The sequence below is a fragment of the Lysinibacillus sp. COL-1 genome (assembly GCF_059814265.1).
The window spans coordinates 400,057-418,665 of the sequence record NZ_JCAWSJ010000003.1; the positions used below are offsets into that span (position 1 = coordinate 400,057).

Annotated in this window: 17 protein-coding genes and 2 riboswitches; of the genes, 15 read left to right on the forward strand and 2 right to left on the reverse strand. The window is 37.6% G+C overall.

The features are described from left to right. The first annotated feature begins 70 nt into the window (after nucleotides 1-70). Nucleotides 71-571 carry a methylated-DNA--[protein]-cysteine S-methyltransferase gene (locus AC6BKE_RS06315; RefSeq protein WP_499856201.1) on the forward strand — a complete coding sequence of 167 codons (501 nt, stop codon included), beginning with the start codon at nucleotides 71-73 and terminating at the stop codon, nucleotides 569-571. A 148-nt stretch (nucleotides 572-719) separates the two neighbouring features. Here the strand turns inward: AC6BKE_RS06315 and AC6BKE_RS06320 are convergent, their stop codons facing one another. Next, entirely contained in the window at nucleotides 720-2,018 is a 1,299-nt protein-coding gene (locus AC6BKE_RS06320; RefSeq protein ID WP_342504397.1) for an ammonium transporter, read from the reverse strand. Nucleotides 2,019-2,033: 15 nt separating this feature from the next. After that, entirely contained in the window at nucleotides 2,034-2,375 is a 342-nt protein-coding gene (locus tag AC6BKE_RS06325; RefSeq protein WP_036124574.1) for a P-II family nitrogen regulator, read from the reverse strand. Between the two features lie 312 nt (nucleotides 2,376-2,687). On the opposite strand from AC6BKE_RS06325, the gene AC6BKE_RS06330 reads away from it, so the two are divergent. The 14 genes from AC6BKE_RS06330 (at nucleotide 2,688) to AC6BKE_RS06395 (ending at nucleotide 18,531) form a co-directional block, all read left to right on the forward strand. Continuing rightward, on the forward strand, nucleotides 2,688-4,148 hold the full coding sequence (locus tag AC6BKE_RS06330) for a nicotinate phosphoribosyltransferase (RefSeq protein WP_499856204.1): 1,461 nt from the start codon (nucleotides 2,688-2,690) through the stop codon (nucleotides 4,146-4,148). A gap of 21 nt (nucleotides 4,149-4,169) precedes the next feature. Continuing rightward, nucleotides 4,170-4,994: an NAD(+) synthase gene (gene nadE / locus AC6BKE_RS06335; protein WP_499856206.1), complete on the forward strand. Its 825-nt coding sequence runs from the start codon at nucleotides 4,170-4,172 to the stop codon at nucleotides 4,992-4,994. 159 nt (nucleotides 4,995-5,153) lie between these two features. After that, complete coding sequence (locus AC6BKE_RS06340) at nucleotides 5,154-5,474, forward strand: hypothetical protein (protein WP_058845195.1); 321 nt, start codon at nucleotides 5,154-5,156, stop codon at nucleotides 5,472-5,474. A 208-nt stretch (nucleotides 5,475-5,682) separates the two neighbouring features. Beyond that, the gene (locus AC6BKE_RS06345; protein ID WP_499856209.1) at nucleotides 5,683-6,330 is read left to right on the forward strand and encodes a hypothetical protein; all 648 of its coding nucleotides are present in this window, start codon (nucleotides 5,683-5,685) and stop codon (nucleotides 6,328-6,330) included. Between the two features lie 60 nt (nucleotides 6,331-6,390). Then, nucleotides 6,391-7,662 (forward strand): right-handed parallel beta-helix repeat-containing protein, encoded by a 1,272-nt coding sequence (locus AC6BKE_RS06350; RefSeq protein WP_499856211.1) that lies wholly within the window; start codon nucleotides 6,391-6,393, stop codon nucleotides 7,660-7,662. Further along, entirely contained in the window at nucleotides 7,659-8,111 is a 453-nt protein-coding gene (locus AC6BKE_RS06355) for a nitrous oxide reductase accessory protein NosL (protein WP_058845192.1), read from the forward strand. The genes AC6BKE_RS06350 and AC6BKE_RS06355 overlap by 4 nt, the downstream gene beginning before the upstream one ends. Beyond that, nucleotides 8,111-8,911, forward strand: coding sequence for an ABC transporter permease (locus AC6BKE_RS06360; protein WP_499856442.1), 801 nt, complete (start codon nucleotides 8,111-8,113; stop codon nucleotides 8,909-8,911). Before AC6BKE_RS06355 ends, AC6BKE_RS06360 begins: the two co-directional genes overlap by 1 nt. After that, complete coding sequence (locus AC6BKE_RS06365; protein WP_499856213.1) at nucleotides 8,908-9,588, forward strand: ABC transporter ATP-binding protein; 681 nt, start codon at nucleotides 8,908-8,910, stop codon at nucleotides 9,586-9,588. The genes AC6BKE_RS06360 and AC6BKE_RS06365 overlap by 4 nt, the downstream gene beginning before the upstream one ends. Nucleotides 9,589-9,783: 195 nt before the next feature. Continuing rightward, a complete protein-coding gene (locus AC6BKE_RS06370) occupies nucleotides 9,784-10,728 on the forward strand; it encodes an AAA family ATPase (RefSeq protein ID WP_342544348.1) in 945 nt (314 codons plus the stop codon). Further along, the gene (locus AC6BKE_RS06375) at nucleotides 10,725-11,906 is read left to right on the forward strand and encodes a DUF58 domain-containing protein (RefSeq protein ID WP_089934295.1); all 1,182 of its coding nucleotides are present in this window, start codon (nucleotides 10,725-10,727) and stop codon (nucleotides 11,904-11,906) included. The genes AC6BKE_RS06370 and AC6BKE_RS06375 overlap by 4 nt, the downstream gene beginning before the upstream one ends. Further along, nucleotides 11,903-14,086, forward strand: a complete 2,184-nt coding sequence (locus tag AC6BKE_RS06380; RefSeq protein WP_499856216.1) for a DUF4129 domain-containing transglutaminase family protein — start codon at nucleotides 11,903-11,905, stop codon at nucleotides 14,084-14,086. The genes AC6BKE_RS06375 and AC6BKE_RS06380 overlap by 4 nt, the downstream gene beginning before the upstream one ends. 32 nt (nucleotides 14,087-14,118) lie before the next feature. After that, a riboswitch (purine riboswitch) is annotated at nucleotides 14,119-14,220 on the forward strand. A 156-nt stretch (nucleotides 14,221-14,376) separates the two neighbouring features. Then, entirely contained in the window at nucleotides 14,377-15,930 is a 1,554-nt protein-coding gene (guaA, locus tag AC6BKE_RS06385; RefSeq protein ID WP_036124553.1) for a glutamine-hydrolyzing GMP synthase, read from the forward strand. Nucleotides 15,931-16,115: 185 nt separating this feature from the next. Continuing rightward, nucleotides 16,116-16,784 carry an MOSC domain-containing protein gene (locus AC6BKE_RS06390; protein ID WP_101967016.1) on the forward strand — a complete coding sequence of 223 codons (669 nt, stop codon included), beginning with the start codon at nucleotides 16,116-16,118 and terminating at the stop codon, nucleotides 16,782-16,784. Between the two features lie 217 nt (nucleotides 16,785-17,001). Further along, a riboswitch (purine riboswitch) is annotated at nucleotides 17,002-17,103 on the forward strand. A gap of 126 nt (nucleotides 17,104-17,229) precedes the next feature. Next, on the forward strand, nucleotides 17,230-18,531 hold the full coding sequence (locus AC6BKE_RS06395; protein WP_036124549.1) for an NCS2 family permease: 1,302 nt from the start codon (nucleotides 17,230-17,232) through the stop codon (nucleotides 18,529-18,531). Nucleotides 18,532-18,609: the final 78 nt, after the last annotated feature.

An 18,609-nucleotide genomic window follows, 5' to 3' on the forward strand; every position in this document is an offset into this window, starting at 1 on the left:
CGGTAAAATAAATGTAGCATGAAATGACTGGAAGATGCAGTTTAAATAGTAGAAAGTAGGGGATTTGGAAATGCAAATATTGTATGTCGATACATTAACGTATACACAGGGGGATATGTATCTAGTGGCTTCAGATAAAGGTCTTGTCTATATAGGAACACCAAATGCATCATTTGAGGAAGTAGAAGTGTGGGCTAAAAAACCTTTTAAAGGGTATGGCTTTGAAGAAAATCCAGAAAAATTACAGCCATATAAGGCTCAATTAACCGCTTATTTTAACCAGGAGCTTACTGAGTTTGACCTACCTGTCCATGTAAAGGGAACTCCTTTTCAATTAGCCGTTTGGGAAGCCCTAAAAGAATTGCCTTATGGTACAACAACATCCTATGGTAATATCGCACAACGCATTGGTAATCCGAAAGCAGTTAGAGCTGTAGGAACTGCAATTGGTGCAAATCCAATACTAGCGATTATTCCATGCCATCGAGTCATTGGCAAAAATGGTCAATTAACAGGCTTCCGAAGTGGCCTCGCTATGAAACAGTTTTTACTTGAGTTAGAGCAAGTTTAAATTAAGTGAAGGTTGATGAAGGGGTTTGAGCAATGGGAAGAGCGTTTCGAGCAAAAGGAAATTAACAATAATCCCCAAACTAAAGGCCACTAAAAAAGAAAAATCTGCCCCCATCATCTAGAGATACAGGAGCAGATTTTTCCACTAGCTATACATGTTGTTCTTCTTGGACATTGCTTTGTGATTTACCGAAATGTGTTAAGCGATGAGCAAAGGTTTCTCCTCTTACAGCAGAGCTTTTGAAAATGTCTTGGAATTCGTAAGCAGGAGCACCATGCTCCATTACATCTAAACCAGCAATCTCTTCTTCAGCTGTTACACGTAATGGGATAAATGCTTTGATAATCAATAAGCCTGCTGACACAGATACGCTAACCCAGGCAACTGTTGCGATGACACCGATTGCTTGAATCCCCAGTAGACCAAAACCACCGCCATACAATAAACCTTGACCACCAATGTCAAATAAACCAACTGCCAATGTTCCCCAAATACCACAAATACCATGAACCGCAATCGCTCCAACAGGATCATCTACTTTTAGCTTCCATTCAAGGAAACGTACACCTTCTACAAGTAATGGCGCGGCGATTAAGCCGATGATGAGGGAGCCCATGATACTGACATTCGCAGCACCAGCCGTAATCCCTACAAGCCCGGCTAATGCACCGTTTAATGTAAGGGAGCCATCAATATGACCGTAACGGAATTTCGTATAGAAAGCGGTAGCAACTACACCAGCAGCAGCTGCAAAGAATGTATTGGAAATAACACTAGGAACAAGTTCAGGATCGGCAGCTAACGTTGAAGCTCCATTAAAGCCAAACCAACCAAACCAAAGTAAAAATACGCCTAAAGCTCCTAATGGGATACTGTGTCCTGTAATTACATTTACTCGACCATTTTCATATTTACCAAGTCGAGGTCCAACCATAACAGCTGCGACAAATGCTGCGACAGCCCCCGTTAAGTGAACAACTGTAGAGCCGGCAAAATCAACAAAGCCTAGATCTGTTAACCAGCCTTGCCCACTCCAAACCCAGTGACCAACAACAGGATAAACAACTAGAGACATAAGTATAATGATGCCGATATAAGCGAAAATATTAGTACGTTCTGCGACAGCGCCAGACAAAATCGTTGCTCCAGTTGCAGCAAACATTGTTTGGAAGATAAAGAAGGAAAGATCATCTACTCCTTTTAAAGCAAAACCGCTAGTGCCGAAAATACCACCTACTGTGTCGCCGAACATAATGGCGTAACCACATAAAAAATAGACAATGCCACCAAGGGAAATCGTTAGGAAATTCTTCATGATGATATTGACGGCATTTTTCGAGCGGGTAAATCCAGCCTCGACCATAGCAAAACCAGCGTGCATAAAGAATACTAAAATAGTGCCAAGCATCACCCAAATTAAATTAACCGATAATAATACTGCATCCATCTACATCTTCCCCCTTTACTCTACTGCAATCGATCCGACTTCTTTTGTTCGGATACGAATTGCTTGTTCTACTGGATAAATGAAAATCTTTCCGTCCCCGACCTTGCCAGTTGCTGCTTCACGCAATAAAATCTCTACGATGGCATCGATTTTCCCATCGTCCACAATCATTTCCAATTTCAATTTAGGTAAAAATTCAATTTCATACGTATTGCCGCGAAAGAGTCCTGTTCTACCTAACTGACGACCACAGCCGGCAATTTCAGAGACGCTTAAACCTGCAATTCCTTCCTTTGCAAGTCCGTCCCGAACGGCCCCAAAAACTTCAGGACGAATGATTGCTTCAATTTTTTTCATGTGTACCAGCTCCTTGCGTAAATTTAATTTACATGTTAAAGCGGAATAAAAATCAATGCAATTGTTTTTTTAGAATGCATGTTACATTACCTTACATCTTATATTTCTATTCTCGAAATAGTTTGCAGAAAATGTTTTTATAAAAGGAATGAAAGCGGTACTAAAAAATGTGTCTAAAATGTGAATAGTTCTAAATTTTCTGACTATTTATGTTAGAAAACCTAACATCAAATAGAAGATATGTAAAACGCAAGAATTTGGGTATATAGTGTATACTAGGACTAATTATCAAAGCGGAAGAAGGGGTTTCTTTTGAGATCAAACTATGCAGATGATAGCTTAGCGCTACACACAGACTTATATCAAATTAATATGGCAGAATCCTACTGGGCGGATGGCATACATAATAAAAAAGCAGTTTTTGAATTATATTTTAGGAAATTACCTTTTGGTAATGGCTATGCCATATTTGCTGGGTTAGAGCGAATGCTTGATTATCTACGTGATTTTCATTTTAGCGAATCCGATATTACCTATTTACGTGAGGAAGTGGGCTACAAGGAGGACTTTATCGAGTACTTGAAAAATATTCGATTCACAGGGGATATGTATTCTATGGTAGAAGGGGAGCTTGTTTTTGCCAATGAACCGATTGTTCGAATTGAAGCTCCATTAGTGGAAGCGCAGCTTATTGAAACGGCATTGCTTAATATTGTTAATTACCAAACATTAATTGCCACAAAGGCAAGCCGTATTAAACAAATTACTAAAAATGAAGTGGCGATGGAATTTGGGACAAGGCGTGCACAGGAAATGGATGCAGCTATTTGGGGAACTCGTGCTGCGTTTATAGGGGGCTTTGCTTCTACTAGTAATGTTCGTGCAGGTAAACTTTTTAATATTCCTGTCTCTGGTACACACGCACATGCATTAGTACAAGCATATAAAAATGATTATGATGCATTCCATGCTTATGCTAAACGACATCGTGATTGTGTTTTTTTAGTAGATACTTACAATACATTGAAATCAGGTGTGCCAACTGCTATTAAAGTAGCTAAAGAGCTAGGAGACAAAATTAACTTTATTGGCATACGTTTAGATAGCGGTGATATCGCGTTTTTATCAAAAGAAGCTCGTCGTATGTTGGATGCTGCAGGCTTCCAGGATGCCAAAATCATTGTCTCGAATGATTTAGATGAATACACAATCTTAAATTTAAAATCTCAAGGTGCAAAAGTAGATGTTTGGGGAATTGGTACAAAGCTTATTACAGCTTACGATCAGCCTGCATTAGGTGCAGTTTATAAAATGGTGGCTATCGAAAATAGCGAAGGGCAACTTGAAGATACAATCAAAATTTCGGCTAATGCGGAAAAGGTATCAACTCCAGGATTAAAAAATGTCTATCGTATTATCGATAAAAAAAATGGGAAGGCAGAGGGCGATTATATTACGATGCAAGAAGAAAACCCTCAAGCTGAGGAACGCATAAAAATGTTCCATCCAATCCATACATTTGTATCAAAGTTTGTCACAAATTTTGAAGCAAAAAATTTACATCAGCATGTCATTAAAAGTGGAGTAATCAATTATCAAAATCCTACTTTGGTGGAAATGCGTGATTATGCTGCGGAAAATTTAGAATTGCTGTGGGATGAATATAAACGTGCGATGAATCCTGAAGAGTATCCAGTCGATCTCAGCCAAAAATGCTGGGATAATAAAATGCGTAATATTGAAGAAGTGCACAATATGGTTAAGCGAATGTAAATAAGAGGAGTGACGGGTACAATGACTTTACAACAACAAATTATTGAAGAATTACTTGTATTGCCTACTATTAATGTACAGGAAGAAATACGTAAATCCATTGATTTTTTAAAGGAATATGCACAACACTATAGCTTTGTAAAAGGATTCGTTCTTGGTATTTCTGGTGGTCAAGATTCGACGTTAACAGGAAAACTAGCACAGTTGGCAATTGATGAACTGAATGCAGAGGCTGGGGAAATGAAGTATTCTTTTTTGGCTGTACGTTTACCATATGGCGTGCAGGCTGATGAACAAGATTGTCAGGATGCCATTGATTATATAAAACCAACGAAAATTTACACTGTGAATATAAAAAATGCTGTAGATGCTAGTGTGTTGGCTTTAGCAAATGCAGGCGTTGAGCTGAATGATTTTGTGAAAGGGAATGAAAAAGCTCGTGAGCGTATGAAGATGCAATATTCAATTGCCGCGATGAATGGGGCAGTTGTGTTAGGAACGGATCATGCTGCGGAGGCTATTACGGGGTTTTATACAAAATTTGGTGATGGTGGAGCGGACTTAATGCCGATTTTTCGTCTAAATAAACGACAAGGTAAGCAACTGTTAGCAGAACTTAAATGTCCTGAGCATCTTTATAAAAAGGTGCCAACAGCGGATTTAGAGGAGAATCGTCCATCATTGCCAGACGAAGTGGCACTTGGTGTATCATATGATCAAATTGATGATTATTTAGAGGGAAAAGAAATTCCTGAAGAACCACGCCGAATCTTAGAAGGATATTATTTGCGTTCTCAACATAAACGTCATATGCCAATTACGATATTTGATGATTTTTGGAAGTAAGATGAGTGAAAAGAGTTATGAAAAAGTGAACTTCGCTTTTGAAAATAGCTCTTTTCTCTCTTTTTTTATGCCATTTGGTTCTATGTTGTTAATGATCAACATATAATGTCGATATAATTACCTATAAGGATAATAAAATGTAGGGGAGGGTAACTTTTTATGAGGACTTCTAGAGTGAGTGCAACGACAAGCAGTGTTTTTCGGCAAGAAAATCAGTATTTGCATGCTGGGGATATTAGCCATAACTTTGGGCAAAATCCACAAAAACTATTTAAAAATAGTTTGCAAAAAAATAAAGAGAAGAAGCACAGTTCAATAAATGCACCAAATCAACAGCAGCAACATCAACATACAGCGCCTATTCATATGGATAGTGCTAGTGATTTACAAATTCGTCGGGAATTAAATGAAACTGCGTTAAAGCTAAGCCGTTTAAGCAAACAAAAGAAGCGACTCAATAGTTACCGTTCTTCCATATAAATAACGAGCTCTCCACATTCATAGTGTGGGGAGTTTTTATATAAGAGTGGAAAAAGAATTGCTCTAAATTCAAAATATTTGAAGTGAAGATGTTCATTGAATGTTCAAGATAATTTTTCCAATTCTTCACTCCGATTTTTAACTAATTTCACAACTAATCTGTAATGTAGAGTATAGCAACAGAAAACTAAATTTGGAGGAAATAGTTGTGAAAAAATTATGGTTACCTGCACTAATATTATTATTTGTACTTGCAGCATGTGGCAGTGAAAAAGCCCAAGTGAAAGAGAAGGAAACGGAGCAAGAGACTACGAAAAATGAAACAGCAACATTGAAAGAAGATTCTGTCCAGGTTGCTTCGCTAGTAGATCCACGGTTACAAGAGCCAAAGGAAGATACAGTTTGTGAAATGTGTAATATGAAGGTTTACATGAAAGATCACGAGATGGGAGTATTTTCAACACAAGCAATAAAAGAAGATGGATCGATTGCTTTTTATGACGATATTGGCTGTTTGTTGAACGCGGAGGTTGCCAATGAAGAAAAAAATGAAAAATTTGTCCGTGATTTTGTGACAAAGGATTGGGCAAAGGTTGAAGATGTAACTATTGTGAAAACAGAGCTGAAATCTCCAATGAACTGGGGCTATATTTATTTTGTGAACAAGGCTGAAGCAGATAAATATATCCAAGAAAATTCGAAAGCTTACGTTGAAGATCTACAAAAAATTAAAGATGATGCATTGGAGAGACGTAAGAAGAAAATGATGCAAAAAAAGGCTGAGGAAGAAAATGGCGAATCTGGTTCCATGCATTCGAATGAAATGAATCATGAACAAGAGGGACACAGTCATTAAAGCGTTAGACTAGGGGGCATTCCTCTAGTCTTTTCATGCTGAATGGGGAGGTGAAGAGTGATGAAACAAATCAGTTTTTTCTTTTTGTTTTTTCTATTTACAAGTCAAACGGCATATGCGGAATTTGATATTCAATTTGCTATTGATCAAGCGAAAACTGGAGAGATTATTCATATTCCTGCTGGTCGTTACCAAGGGAATTTTACGGTGAAGAAACCAATTATACTACGCGGAGAAGAGGGGGTTGAGTTGTATTCTTTAAATAATAACCCTGCACTAAAAATTGAACATGTAGCTAATGTCTCTGTAGGAAATATAATGATAAGTGCAAAAAACAAAGGCATTGTAGCCAATGAGGCAGAGAATCTAGAGTTGAGAGAGATAGAGGTAAAAGATGTTCAAGTAGGTATCCATATTCAACGTTCAAAGCATGTTCGAATTTTAGAAAATAGGATTATTGGTAATCAGTCACATTATGCTGAAAAAGGCAATGGGATTGCTGTGTTTAAAAGCGAGGACATTGCCATCGAACAAAATACTATTGAACAAGTGCAAGATGGTATATACGTAGAAGAAGTGAAGCAAATTGATGTTCAACGAAACAAGGTGACGAATAGCCGTTACGGAACACACTTTATGTATTCGAGTGGTGTGGAGGTGCTTTTCAATACGTATTCACATAATGTTACAGGTCTAATGGTCATGATGACTACTGACTTAGAAATAGCTAATAATACAGTCAGTAGCCATAACGATTTCAATAGCTATGGTCTTTTAATGTATGACACTCAGCAAGCAATGATAAGAAAAAATAGCTTTCATAATAATCGAGTAGGTGTAGCATTGCAAAAAAGTTCAGACATTCAAATACAAGAAAATCGCTTTCGAATGAATCAGACCGCATTAGAAGGTACAAAGGTAGAGGATGACTCAATCATAAATGATAATCAGTTTACGGGAAATATATTAACGGCAAGATCAGACCACCAAGGTTTGCGTCTCATTGGCAATTTTTATGATGATTATACTGGGATAGATGTTGCGGGCGATGGTTTCGGGGATGTTCCCTACGTAGCTGTATCGAGCTTTGGACAGTGGATGGTGAGACAACCAGTTTATCAATTTTTTGTAGCATCACCAAGCGTCATGATCTTGACGTCACTAGATCAGCAAATTAATAAAACAGAACAAAATCTACTCGTAGATAATGAACCAAAATTACTTAGCGATATGAGAAAGACGGAGTTTTCGATAAATATCATACAATTGTTAATTGGTCTAGTGGTATCTATGTGTGGTTTATGGTTTTGGAAAAGAGGGATGCGAATATGACTAGATGGATAACTATTTTGATTTTATGCAGTGCACTATTGGTAGGATGTAGCGATAAAACATATAAACCACGTGAGATTATCAGTGAAACAGATGTTTGTGAAATTTGTAATATGAGTATTGTTCATAATGAATATGCTGGACAGATTGTTTTGAAAAATGGAGACTATGAGATTTTTGATGATATTGGGTGTCTGATGGAATATCTTGAGCTAAATGGTGAGGATGAAGTTGGCGCAGCCTATATTAAAAATAAGGCAAACAATGAATGGATTGACATTTATAAAGCGACATTTGTGTACAACAAAGAGTATTGGACTCCGATGAACTATGGAGTTCTAGCATTTGCGACAAAAGATGAAGCGCAAAAATGGATGACTAATGAAGGAGATGGTCAACTATTGGCTTATCAGGATTTGCTAACGTTTAATTGGGGGATACATGAGTGATGTTTGTGAAAATAGAGCTGAAGCAAATTTTAAGAAGTCGTTGGATGCAGCTAGTAGCCTTTCTTTTTACATTTGTTTTTGTAGCAATTATTGTCATTCAACAAATGGCTTTACCTGTTATCGAGGGTTTTACACGTCAAACAGCATCATTTTTAAATGTATTATTGTTTCTATTACCATTATTTATTGTAAGCATTGGAAGTATGAGTATAGCTGGTGATATAGAATCTGGTTGGTATTCGTTACTAAAAACCTATCCGATGAAACGACGACAATATATTATAGGCAAATATGTAGCAACATCACTTGCCTTTTTACTGGTTGTGTTAGTGGCATTTGGTGTTGTATTAGCATTAGGTGGTTTTTTAGGCGGCGTACGATTACCGTTTGTTTTAGTTACCCTTACGCTATTAAGTATCTTTATTTTTGTATCAATAGGTATTGCACTGGGGGCATTTGCCCAAACAAGGTTATTTGCACTAGCATTATCACTTGTTGTATGGTCCTTTTTTTTATTGCTTATATCTTATGCTTTAATGGCTCTAGGTGCAGTTGTAGCTGGTCATGTTTTACAAAAGCTTACCATCATAACGATACATATAAATCCTGTGGAATGGCTGCGCTTTGGTTATTTTATATTCAGCAATCAAGCTAGTGTGCTTGGTCCAGCGTTTTATGGAGTAACGAAGTTTTATTTGTCGCCATTGGGTCACGTGGTATATGGGATTGTGACGACTTGTTGGATTGTTTTGCCGCTTATGCTTGCTACGAAGTTATTAAAGGAGGACCAGCAACGATGATTCTTTTAGAAGCGAAAAATGTAGCTAATGTCTATGATAATGATAGAGGTTTAAAAGAAGCAACCTTTACATTGTATTCAGGTCGAATTTTAGCGCTGGTTGGAGGCAATGGAGCAGGAAAGAGTACGTTGATTCGACTATTAACGGGGCAAGAAAAGCAAAAATCTGGGGAAATGATATGGCATAAACCACAAGCAATTCGTTATATGCCTGACGATGTAGATTTCCCTACTATGCTAACTGCCGCTGAAATTTTAGAGTTGTTGGCATCTTTAAAACAAGTAGATAAATATGAACAAGAGCAAGTTTTGAAGCGCGTTTCCTTGTGGGACGTTCGCAGGCAACAGGCTAAACAGTTTTCTAAGGGAATGCTACAACGATTAAATCTTGCGCAAAGCTTACTTGGCAGCGGTTCTTTGTTGATCTTAGATGAACCGACTAATGGCCTTGATCCGTTTTGGATAGCGCAGCTGAAAAATATGATGTTGGAGGAAAAGGAGAAAGGGAATACGGTCATATTTTCTACACACTTGCTGTCTTTTGCTGAAGAAATAGCAGATGATATATTAGTTTTACATGAAGGGAAAATTATTGTTTCTGGGACGATAACTGATATTTTTTTACAAGAAGATGCTACATCATTGGAAGAAATATGGTTAAAAAGAATAAAATTGTAACATTCTATTACAGAATGACGTTATATAATAAGGACTAGGCTTGTTTGATAACATTCAAACAAGCCTTCTTTATGAGGATCAATAGTATGTAGCGGTTTCAGATAATTGTTTTAGAAGACAGATTTCGCTATGCTTAGGATAAGTTATCGTGCAATTCACACAATTGCCTGATGGAATAGGAGGCTTTTTTGATTTATGAATTCTCAAATACAGGATGTTTTAGAAAATATAGAAAAAGTAATGATTGGTAAAAGAGAGGTTGCTGAGCTTAGTCTTGTCGCATTATTAGCGAGAGGGCATGTCTTGTTAGAGGATGTACCTGGAGTAGGAAAGACGATGATGGTACGAGCGCTTGCGAAATCCTTTGACGCTCAGTTTAAACGCATTCAATTTACGCCAGATTTATTGCCTTCAGATGTAGTTGGTATATCTATTTATAATCCAAAAACAATGGAGTTTGAATTTCGCCCAGGACCAATTATGGGGGATGTTGTATTAGCAGACGAAATAAACCGTACGTCGCCAAAAACACAATCTGCCTTATTAGAGGGCATGGAGGAGGCATCTGTCACAATTGACGGAAAAACACTGCTAATTAACCAGCCATTTTTTGTTATGGCCACACAAAATCCGATTGAACATGAGGGTACCTATCCTTTACCAGAGGCACAACTGGATCGCTTTTTATTGAAGATAAAAATGGGTTACCCATCTAGAGGGCAGGAAGTAGAAATTTTGCGAAGAGCTGAAAATGGTAAACCAATTGAAAAAATCGAATCAGTGTTATCTGTAACGCAATTAATTGAATTGCAGGAGCTTGTTCAGGGCGTGTATGTGGAAGATTCAGTTAAAAATTATATGGTGGAGCTTGCTGCCCAAACAAGGGAAAATAGCTATGTTTATTTAGGGGTGAGTCCGCGGGCAACATTAGCGCTAATGAAAGCTTCTCAAGCTTATGCATTTATGAAAGGGCGCAGCTATGTGACACCCGATGATGTTCAATATCTTGTGCCATTTGTCTTTAACCATCGTTTAGTTTTAAAACCAGATGCACGCTACGATAACGTAGCCGCAGACGAAATAATCAAGCGCATTATTGCGAGTACACCTGTTCCGACTAAAAGGTTTGCAGAACAATGAAGAAATGGAAAGGCTTTTTAGAAAAAAGCAAACATTTTTTATTGATTACCTTTTTGATGGTCGTAACATTTAGTTACGCTATGTTCCAAGGAGGATTCGTCAGCTGGTTTGTATTTTTTACGGTTAGTCCATTTTTAGTGTACGCACTCTTGTTCTTTGTAGTGAGAGAAGATATTTTACTTGTAGAGCGTAAAATTGAACCAAATCATATAGAACGAGGGCAATCGGCAAAGGTGTTTATTACGATAGAAAGAAGAACACGTTTCCCATTTGCCTATATCATGATGGAGGAACTTGTAGATAGTGAGGGGTTAGTACAGGCTAAAATAGAAAATTCAAATGCCATTAAGTTTGTTGGTTTTAGGAAAAAATTTAGCTGGCATTATGACTTGGAAAAGATGCCTCGTGGAGAGCATCGCTACTTAGGGGTTACAATGGTTTTCTATGATTTCTTTGGCTGGGCAAAAAAGCCTGTCATAGCAGAAAAGGAACAAACTATTTTAGTTTATCCGAGAATCAGGGAGATGAAATACGCTACCCTTCAAACGAAATATGATGTTGGCTCTATGATGTCACCCTATTCCATTGTAAAGGACACATCTATGGCTGTTGGGTTAAGAGAGTATGTTCCAGGAGATCGCTTTTCATGGATTCATTGGAAATCATTTGCGAGAACGCAAACCTTACAATCGAAGGAGTTTGAGGATCGACAATCTTCAGAGTTATTGCTCGTATTAGACGCTAAAAAATCTCCAATGTTTGAAGAAAAAGTGGAGTTAGTAGCATCCATGCTACAGATGATTGTTCAAGAACGAGGAGATTTATCTTTTATTTCCGCTGGAGAAATGACGAAAGTATTCCCGGTTATACAAGGTGAAAAGCAATTAGATCAGATTATGTATCATTTAGCTGCTATAAAGCCTACAGAGAATGTCAAATTCAGATTTTATGATCAGCAATCTTTTAAGCAAGTTGCAACATTGCTTTATGTGACAAGTGATGTATCAGAAGAATTACTACATACTCTTGCGAATTTAGTGAAAAGCTGTATTTGTTTTGTAGTGGCAAAACAGCCACCTGTGCAATCTGAGCTTATGATGCGCTATAAACATATACAAATCGTTTATGTAGACCCAACAGATTTTTATCATTTATTCACGGAGGTGATGAAACCGTGAAACGACCATTAGGGGAATTTATAGAATTAACCATTGCGTATATTATTATATTCTTCATTTTGCGTGAATGGCTTATTCCTATTATGCAATTAACGAATACTGGCGGGATGCAACTCTTCCTTGTGTTTATTGGTTTATCCCTAGCGTTAAGTTTATGCCGAGTACACCAAATATTATCTGGATTAGTGAAGTTAGGCTATATTACTTGGCTTATTGTCTTCACTTATAGTACAAGCCCCGTTTTTTCAGGAGAAACTTTACCGTTTTTATTGTCTGAATGGACAGGGAATATGGCCTCTATACTATCGGGGGATTTTGGACAAGTATCAAATGCCTTTAGGACAGTGCTATTTCTTGTATTAATTTGGATGCTTGTTTATTTAATTCACCATTGGGTTTCAGTGCGGAAAAATATATTTTACTTTTTTGCTATGACTGTCTTCTTTATTGCCACATTAGATACGTTTAGTGATTATGATGGTAAAGCGGCTATTGTAAAAGTTATTGTACTTGGATTAATTATGACAGGAGTACTCTTTGTTAAACGTCTATGGCTTCAAGTTGAGACAACAAGTACTATACTGGAGAAATGGAAAATTGTTATTCCGATGCTTGTCTCAGTATTGCTTGTTAGCTCTGTCGCATTCTTTTTACCAAAGACAGGACCAACATGGGCAGATCCTGTGCCATTCATCCAAGAAATTACTGGCCAAGCTGGAAGCGGAACTGGGGAAAAATCAGTTGGCTATGGCCAAGATGATAGTCAGCTCGGAGGCCCATTCCAAGGGGATAATACATTAATTTTCACGGCTTCTTCTCGTGATCGGCATTATTGGCGTATTGAAACAAAAGATACGTATACATCAAAAGGCTGGATTATTTCGGATGGAAACTTTGGCAAAAATGTCTATGAAACAAATACACCCATTCATACTTCTTTACAAGTAGGATTACCAGAAAATGAGCGACAAATTCAATTAGATATTGCTGTTCCAATGCCATTTTTGATTCAAACTTATGGTTTATTATCTGTTTCAGCTCAAGACGCCACTTTATTTATTCAGGATGAGCAGACTGAAAAAATGACGATAGAGCAGCAGGCGGGTGAATCAAAATCGTTATCAAACTACTCATTGTCTTATAGTGAACCAGTTTATAGTATGGAGCAGCTTCAATTGTCATATCCTACTACACTTGAAACATTAGATCCTTCATATAATCGTTTTCTACAATTACCAAACCAGCTGCCGCAGCGTGTAAGAGATTTAGCTTCTGATATAACGCAAGGTAAAGCTACGATATACGATCAAATTAAAGCTGTGGAAAGTTACTTTAGAACCAATGGCTTTAGATACGATAAAAATGAAGCGGCAATTCCTGCTGAAAATCAAGATTATGTCGATCAATTTTTATTCGATACTAAAGTAGGCTATTGTGATAATTTCTCCACTTCGATGGTTGTGCTTTTACGTTCACTAGGCATACCAGCAAGATGGGTTAAAGGCTTTGCACCTGGCACAGTAGGACCGATAACAGACGGACTGCGCGAATATCGAATCACGAATGACAATGCGCACTCTTGGGTGGAAGCATATATACCTGGCACGGGTTGGATGGAGTTTGAACCTACCATCGGCTTTACAGGTAATGTGAATATTGATTATGATATCCCACTAGATACAGCTGATCAGGAAGAGGTATTGCAGCCAGAAAAAAAACCAGAGCAGCCCCAACCACAAGAAAAGGTATCTGAAAAGGAACAGTCTCCATCAACATTTAATTTAGATGCAGTATGGACATGGCTGAAAAAATTCACTTATGTGTGGATTGCCATCGTGGTTTTACTGATCATTATTAGTATTACGTTATACTTACAACGTAAAACATGGATTCCTAAGATGCATGTGCGTGTATATCGCAAAAAGGTAGCGGATTGGTCAAACTTCGATTCTTCTTACCATGTATTGCTGAAGCAATTATCCCGTATTGGATTGCGTAGAAGAGATGGGGAAACATTGCGTGCGTTCGCTGAGCGAGTAGATGCTGCGCTAGAGACAGATGAAATGCAAAAGCTGACAGAAGTATATGAACAACATGTTTATGGAAAAGATAAGGAGGAAGTCGATTTTAGAGAGCTGAAAGAAAGTTGGGAATATTTAATCAATCGCACTATCAGTTGATTTTAATGTGTACAAAGAGTAAAATGAAAAAAATTAAATGCAAGGATTGCTTTCATATAAGTTCGATAATAGGGTTCGGATGTTTCTACGAAATCACCTTAAATGATTTCTCTATGAAGGCGGATGTTTTCGTTAGGTGAAAAGTATAGTAAATCACTTTACTTTGCTACGCATTCGCCTTTATCACTATTCTAGAGCTTATGAACGCGTAGAAAGTTTTTTTACTTTCTTCGCGTTTTTCTTTGAACAAATGAAAATATCCTTTAAAAATAGTAGAAGAGGTGGAAATTTTGACAGCTAGCCCTTTATTAAAAGAGCAAGAAAAAATCGTTGTACTGGACTTCGGTAGCCAATTTAACCAGTTAATTACGCGTCGTATCCGTGAATTTGGTGTTTTCAGTGAATTGCACCCACATACGGTAACTGCGGAAGAAATTAAAGATATGAACGCAACGGGTATTATTTTTTCAGGTGGCCCAAACTCTGTTTATGATGAAAATGCCTTCCATGTGGATCCAGCTATTTTTGAATTAGGCTTACCAATATTAGGTATTTGCTATGGGATGCAATTAATGGCACATACAAATGGCGGTAAAGTTGAAGGTGCTGAAACGCGTGAATATGGTAAAGCGGAAATCAAAGTCACTACTTCAAATAAGTTATTTGGAGACTTACCAACTGAGCAAATCGTGTGGATGAGCCATGGTGACCATGTAACAGAAGTTCCAGCTGGATTTGAAGTAATTGCTACAAGTGCATCTTGTCCGATTGCTGCAATGGCAGATGTAGAACGCAAATTATATGCTGTACAATTCCATCCAGAAGTACGTCACTCTGTTTATGGTAATGACTTACTACGTCAATTCGTATTTGATATTTGTGAGGCAAAAGGCGACTGGTCAATGGCTAACTTCATTGAGCTTGAAATCGCAAAAATTCGTGAAATAGTTGGCGATAAAAAAGTATTATGTGCTCTTTCTGGCGGTGTAGATTCATCAGTTGTAGCAGTTTTAATTCATAAAGCAATCGGCGATCAATTGACTTGTATGTTCGTAGACCACAACTTAAACCGTAAAGGTGAAGTTGAACAAGTAATGAAAACATTCACAGAAGACTTTGATATGAATCTTATTAAAATTGATGCTCGCAAACGTTTCATGGACAAACTTGCAGGTGTATCAGATCCGGAGAAAAAACGTAAAATTATCGGTAATGAATTTATTTACGTATTTGATGAAGAGGCATCGAAGCTTGAAGGTATGGATTTCTTAGCACAAGGTACTCTATACACAGATATCATTGAATCTGGTACTTCAACGGCGCAAACAATCAAATCACACCATAATGTTGGTGGTCTTCCAGAAGATATGCAATTCCAATTAATCGAGCCACTGAAAACGTTATTTAAAGATGAAGTTCGTGCGCTAGGTTTAGAACTTGGTCTTGATGAAAAAATCGTTTGGCGTCAACCATTCCCAGGTCCTGGATTAGGTATTCGTGTACTTGGTGAAGTTACAGAAGAAAAATTAGAAATCGTTCGCGAAGCAGATTTCATTTTACGTGAAGAAATCGCAAATGCTGGTCTTGACCGTGACATCTGGCAATACTTCACGGTATTACCTGATATCCGTTCAGTTGGTGTAATGGGCGATGCACGTACGTATGATTACGCAATCGGTATCCGTGCTGTAACATCTATCGACGGCATGACTTCTGACTGGGCACGTATCCCTTGGGACGTACTAGAGAAAATCTCTGTCCGCATGGTAAACGAAGTAAAACACGTGAACCGCGTGCTGTACGATATTACATCTAAGCCACCAGCAACGATTGAGTGGGAATAACAGTAACTGCCCTAAAAGCCTTGAGAGGTTTTTAGGGTTTTTTGATTTGATCATTTTTAGTCTATTCATAGATTGTATAATTCGAATTATATCAAGGTTAAAGCAGTAATTGCTGGTAAAGTGCTGTATGTAGTAAACTAAATGAATGCAAAAGAATTGTACTATTCAGATTAGGGGGGATTTAAATGGAGAAAAATAGGCCAATAATTCACACACTTGCTGTTGGAATGCCGAAAGAATTGCTTGATAGTAAAGGACGTTCGATGATTACAGGAATTGAAAAGCAACAAATGCAAGAGGTTTATTTGTCATCGCGTGGCTTCGAAGGGGATGATGTGGCAGATAAAAAACATCATGGTGGCCCAGACCGTGCAGTTTGTTTATACCCTGCAGAGCATTACATACAATGGGAACATGAACTTGGAAAACCGTTGCCTACTGCTGCATTTGGTGAAAATTTAACAGTAACGAATATGTTAGAAGCGGATGTTTGTATTGGGGATATTTATAAAATAGGTAATGCCGTCATACAAATCACACAAGGACGTATTCCATGTAGTACGATTGATAGATATACTGAGGCAACCACATTACTTAAACGTTTAATTGAAACAGGTTATACAGGTTATCTTGCACGCGTACTGGAGGAGGGGTCAATTTGTGCAGATTCAACAATAGAAGTTGTGGAAAAGCATCCTGCGCGTATCACAGTTTTGTACGGCAATGAAGTGTACTTTAAAAATAAAGATGCGATAGCTATGAAACAAATACAAGCAGTGGATGCATTAGCGGAAGATTGGAAAGAAAAACTAGAAAAAAGGATTCAAATCTTACAAAGTAAAGTGATGAATTAAGTCATAACGTTCAAGGGACGATCCTCTAGAATTCGAAAGAGTTCCAGGGGGTTTTTGCTTTTTATTGATTACAGAAATGTTCAGTACTACGTTTATTTAGCGGTGAATTAGTTGAATATGAACATTAAATAAGAATTTTACACGAACTTTCGTATTTATTTTTGTAAAAATGTTCGGAAATGGGGTTGAAATCTAAAAAGTGAAATGATATATTACGAATGTAAATTAAATACGTCGTCGTATAATGTCGGGAATAAGGCCCGTGAGTTTCTACCAAGTTACCGTAAATAACTTGACTACGATTTGGGTTTATCTATGTATAAACACTAATTTATTTCACACACTATGGTGATGAAATATATCGTAGACATGCGACTAGTAGAGTAGTCAGCGTGTCTTTTTTGTTTTCGATATTGAAGACGACCATACGGAGGATTTTTTGATAATGAAAAAATATTTCATGTTCGATGAATTAGGAACTAATTATCGCCGAGAAATAATTGGTGGTATTACAACCTTCCTTGCAATGGCATACATTCTAGCTGTTAACCCAAGTATTCTAGAAAATGCAGGGATGGATAAAGGTGCTGTTTTCGTAGCAACAGCATTAGCAGCAGCAGTCGGTTCTTTGATTATGGGGATTTTCGCTAAGTTCCCAATTTCACTTGCTCCTGGGATGGGATTAAATGCATTCTTCGCATTTACTGTAGTCGGAGCTTATGGTATTCCATGGCAAACTGGTTTAACAGGTGTATTCTTTTCTGGAATTATCTTTATCATTTTATCTTTAACGGGTATTCGTGAAACTGTTATTAACGCCATTCCAGTACAACTTAAATATGCTGTTTCAGCAGGTATTGGTTTATTTATCACATTTGTAGGTTTACAAGGTGCAGGGATTATAGTTGATAGTCCAGCGACATTGGTAACTTTAGGAACTTTTACTGGAGCTACATTACTAGCAGTATTCGGAATCATTCTTTCTGTTATTCTTATCATTAAATTCCGTAGTATTGGTATTTTCTTAGGGATGGTCATTACTGCGGTTATTGGGATGATCACAGGTATCATTGATCCCCCAACAGCAGTTGTTTCGGCTATTCCAAGTGTAGACTCTACATTTATGGTAGCATTGGAACCACTTGGTGACATTGGAACGTTATTTAATGTGAAGTTTTTAGTAGTAGTGTTAACATTCCTGTTTGTAGATTTCTTTGATACAGCAGGTACTTTAATGGCTGTAGCGACACAGGCTGGCTTAGTAAAAGATAATAAATTACCACGTGCAGGACGTGCCTTAATGGCGGATGCGCTAGCAACGACAATCGGTTCTTTATTTGGTACATCAACAACAACAGCGTATGTAGAGTCAACTTCTGGGGTAGCAGCGGGTGCTCGCTCAGGGTTCTCAGCAGTCGTAACTGCAGTACTATTCTTAGTAGCTTTATTCTTCTCACCATTACTAGCTGTTGTAACACCAGCAGTAACTGCACCAGCTCTAGTAATCGTAGGGGTACTGATGGTATCATCATTACGTCTAATTGATTGGGATAAATTCGAAATAGCAGTACCTGCATTCTTTACAGTATTAATGATGCCACTTGGTTATTCAATTGCTACTGGTATTGCAATCGGTTTTGTATTCTATCCAATTACAATGTTATTAGCGGGTCGTAAAAAAGAAATTCATCCTATGATGTATGGCTTATTCTTTGTCTTCCTTGCGTACTTTATCTGGGTAAGATAGTTAAATATATTTTGAAAGGCACCTCAATTGTTAGGTAAGAAACTAATAATTAGAGGTGCTTTTTCATTGCCAACAAAA

Coding starts and splice junctions, on each gene's coding strand:
- AC6BKE_RS06315 (WP_499856201.1), top strand. CDS start 71: ATGCAAATATTGTATGTCGATACATTAACGTATACACAGGGGGATATG.
- AC6BKE_RS06320 (WP_342504397.1), bottom strand. CDS start 2,018: ATGGATGCAGTATTATTATCGGTTAATTTAATTTGGGTGATGCTTGGC.
- AC6BKE_RS06325 (WP_036124574.1), bottom strand. CDS start 2,375: ATGAAAAAAATTGAAGCAATCATTCGTCCTGAAGTTTTTGGGGCCGTT.
- nadE (WP_499856206.1), top strand. CDS start 4,170: ATGACTTTACAACAACAAATTATTGAAGAATTACTTGTATTGCCTACT.
- AC6BKE_RS06340 (WP_058845195.1), top strand. CDS start 5,154: ATGAGGACTTCTAGAGTGAGTGCAACGACAAGCAGTGTTTTTCGGCAA.
- AC6BKE_RS06350 (WP_499856211.1), top strand. CDS start 6,391: ATGAAACAAATCAGTTTTTTCTTTTTGTTTTTTCTATTTACAAGTCAA.
- AC6BKE_RS06355 (WP_058845192.1), top strand. CDS start 7,659: ATGACTAGATGGATAACTATTTTGATTTTATGCAGTGCACTATTGGTA.
- AC6BKE_RS06360 (WP_499856442.1), top strand. CDS start 8,111: ATGTTTGTGAAAATAGAGCTGAAGCAAATTTTAAGAAGTCGTTGGATG.
- AC6BKE_RS06365 (WP_499856213.1), top strand. CDS start 8,908: ATGATTCTTTTAGAAGCGAAAAATGTAGCTAATGTCTATGATAATGAT.
- AC6BKE_RS06370 (WP_342544348.1), top strand. CDS start 9,784: ATGAATTCTCAAATACAGGATGTTTTAGAAAATATAGAAAAAGTAATG.
- AC6BKE_RS06375 (WP_089934295.1), top strand. CDS start 10,725: ATGAAGAAATGGAAAGGCTTTTTAGAAAAAAGCAAACATTTTTTATTG.
- AC6BKE_RS06390 (WP_101967016.1), top strand. CDS start 16,116: ATGGAGAAAAATAGGCCAATAATTCACACACTTGCTGTTGGAATGCCG.
- AC6BKE_RS06395 (WP_036124549.1), top strand. CDS start 17,230: ATGAAAAAATATTTCATGTTCGATGAATTAGGAACTAATTATCGCCGA.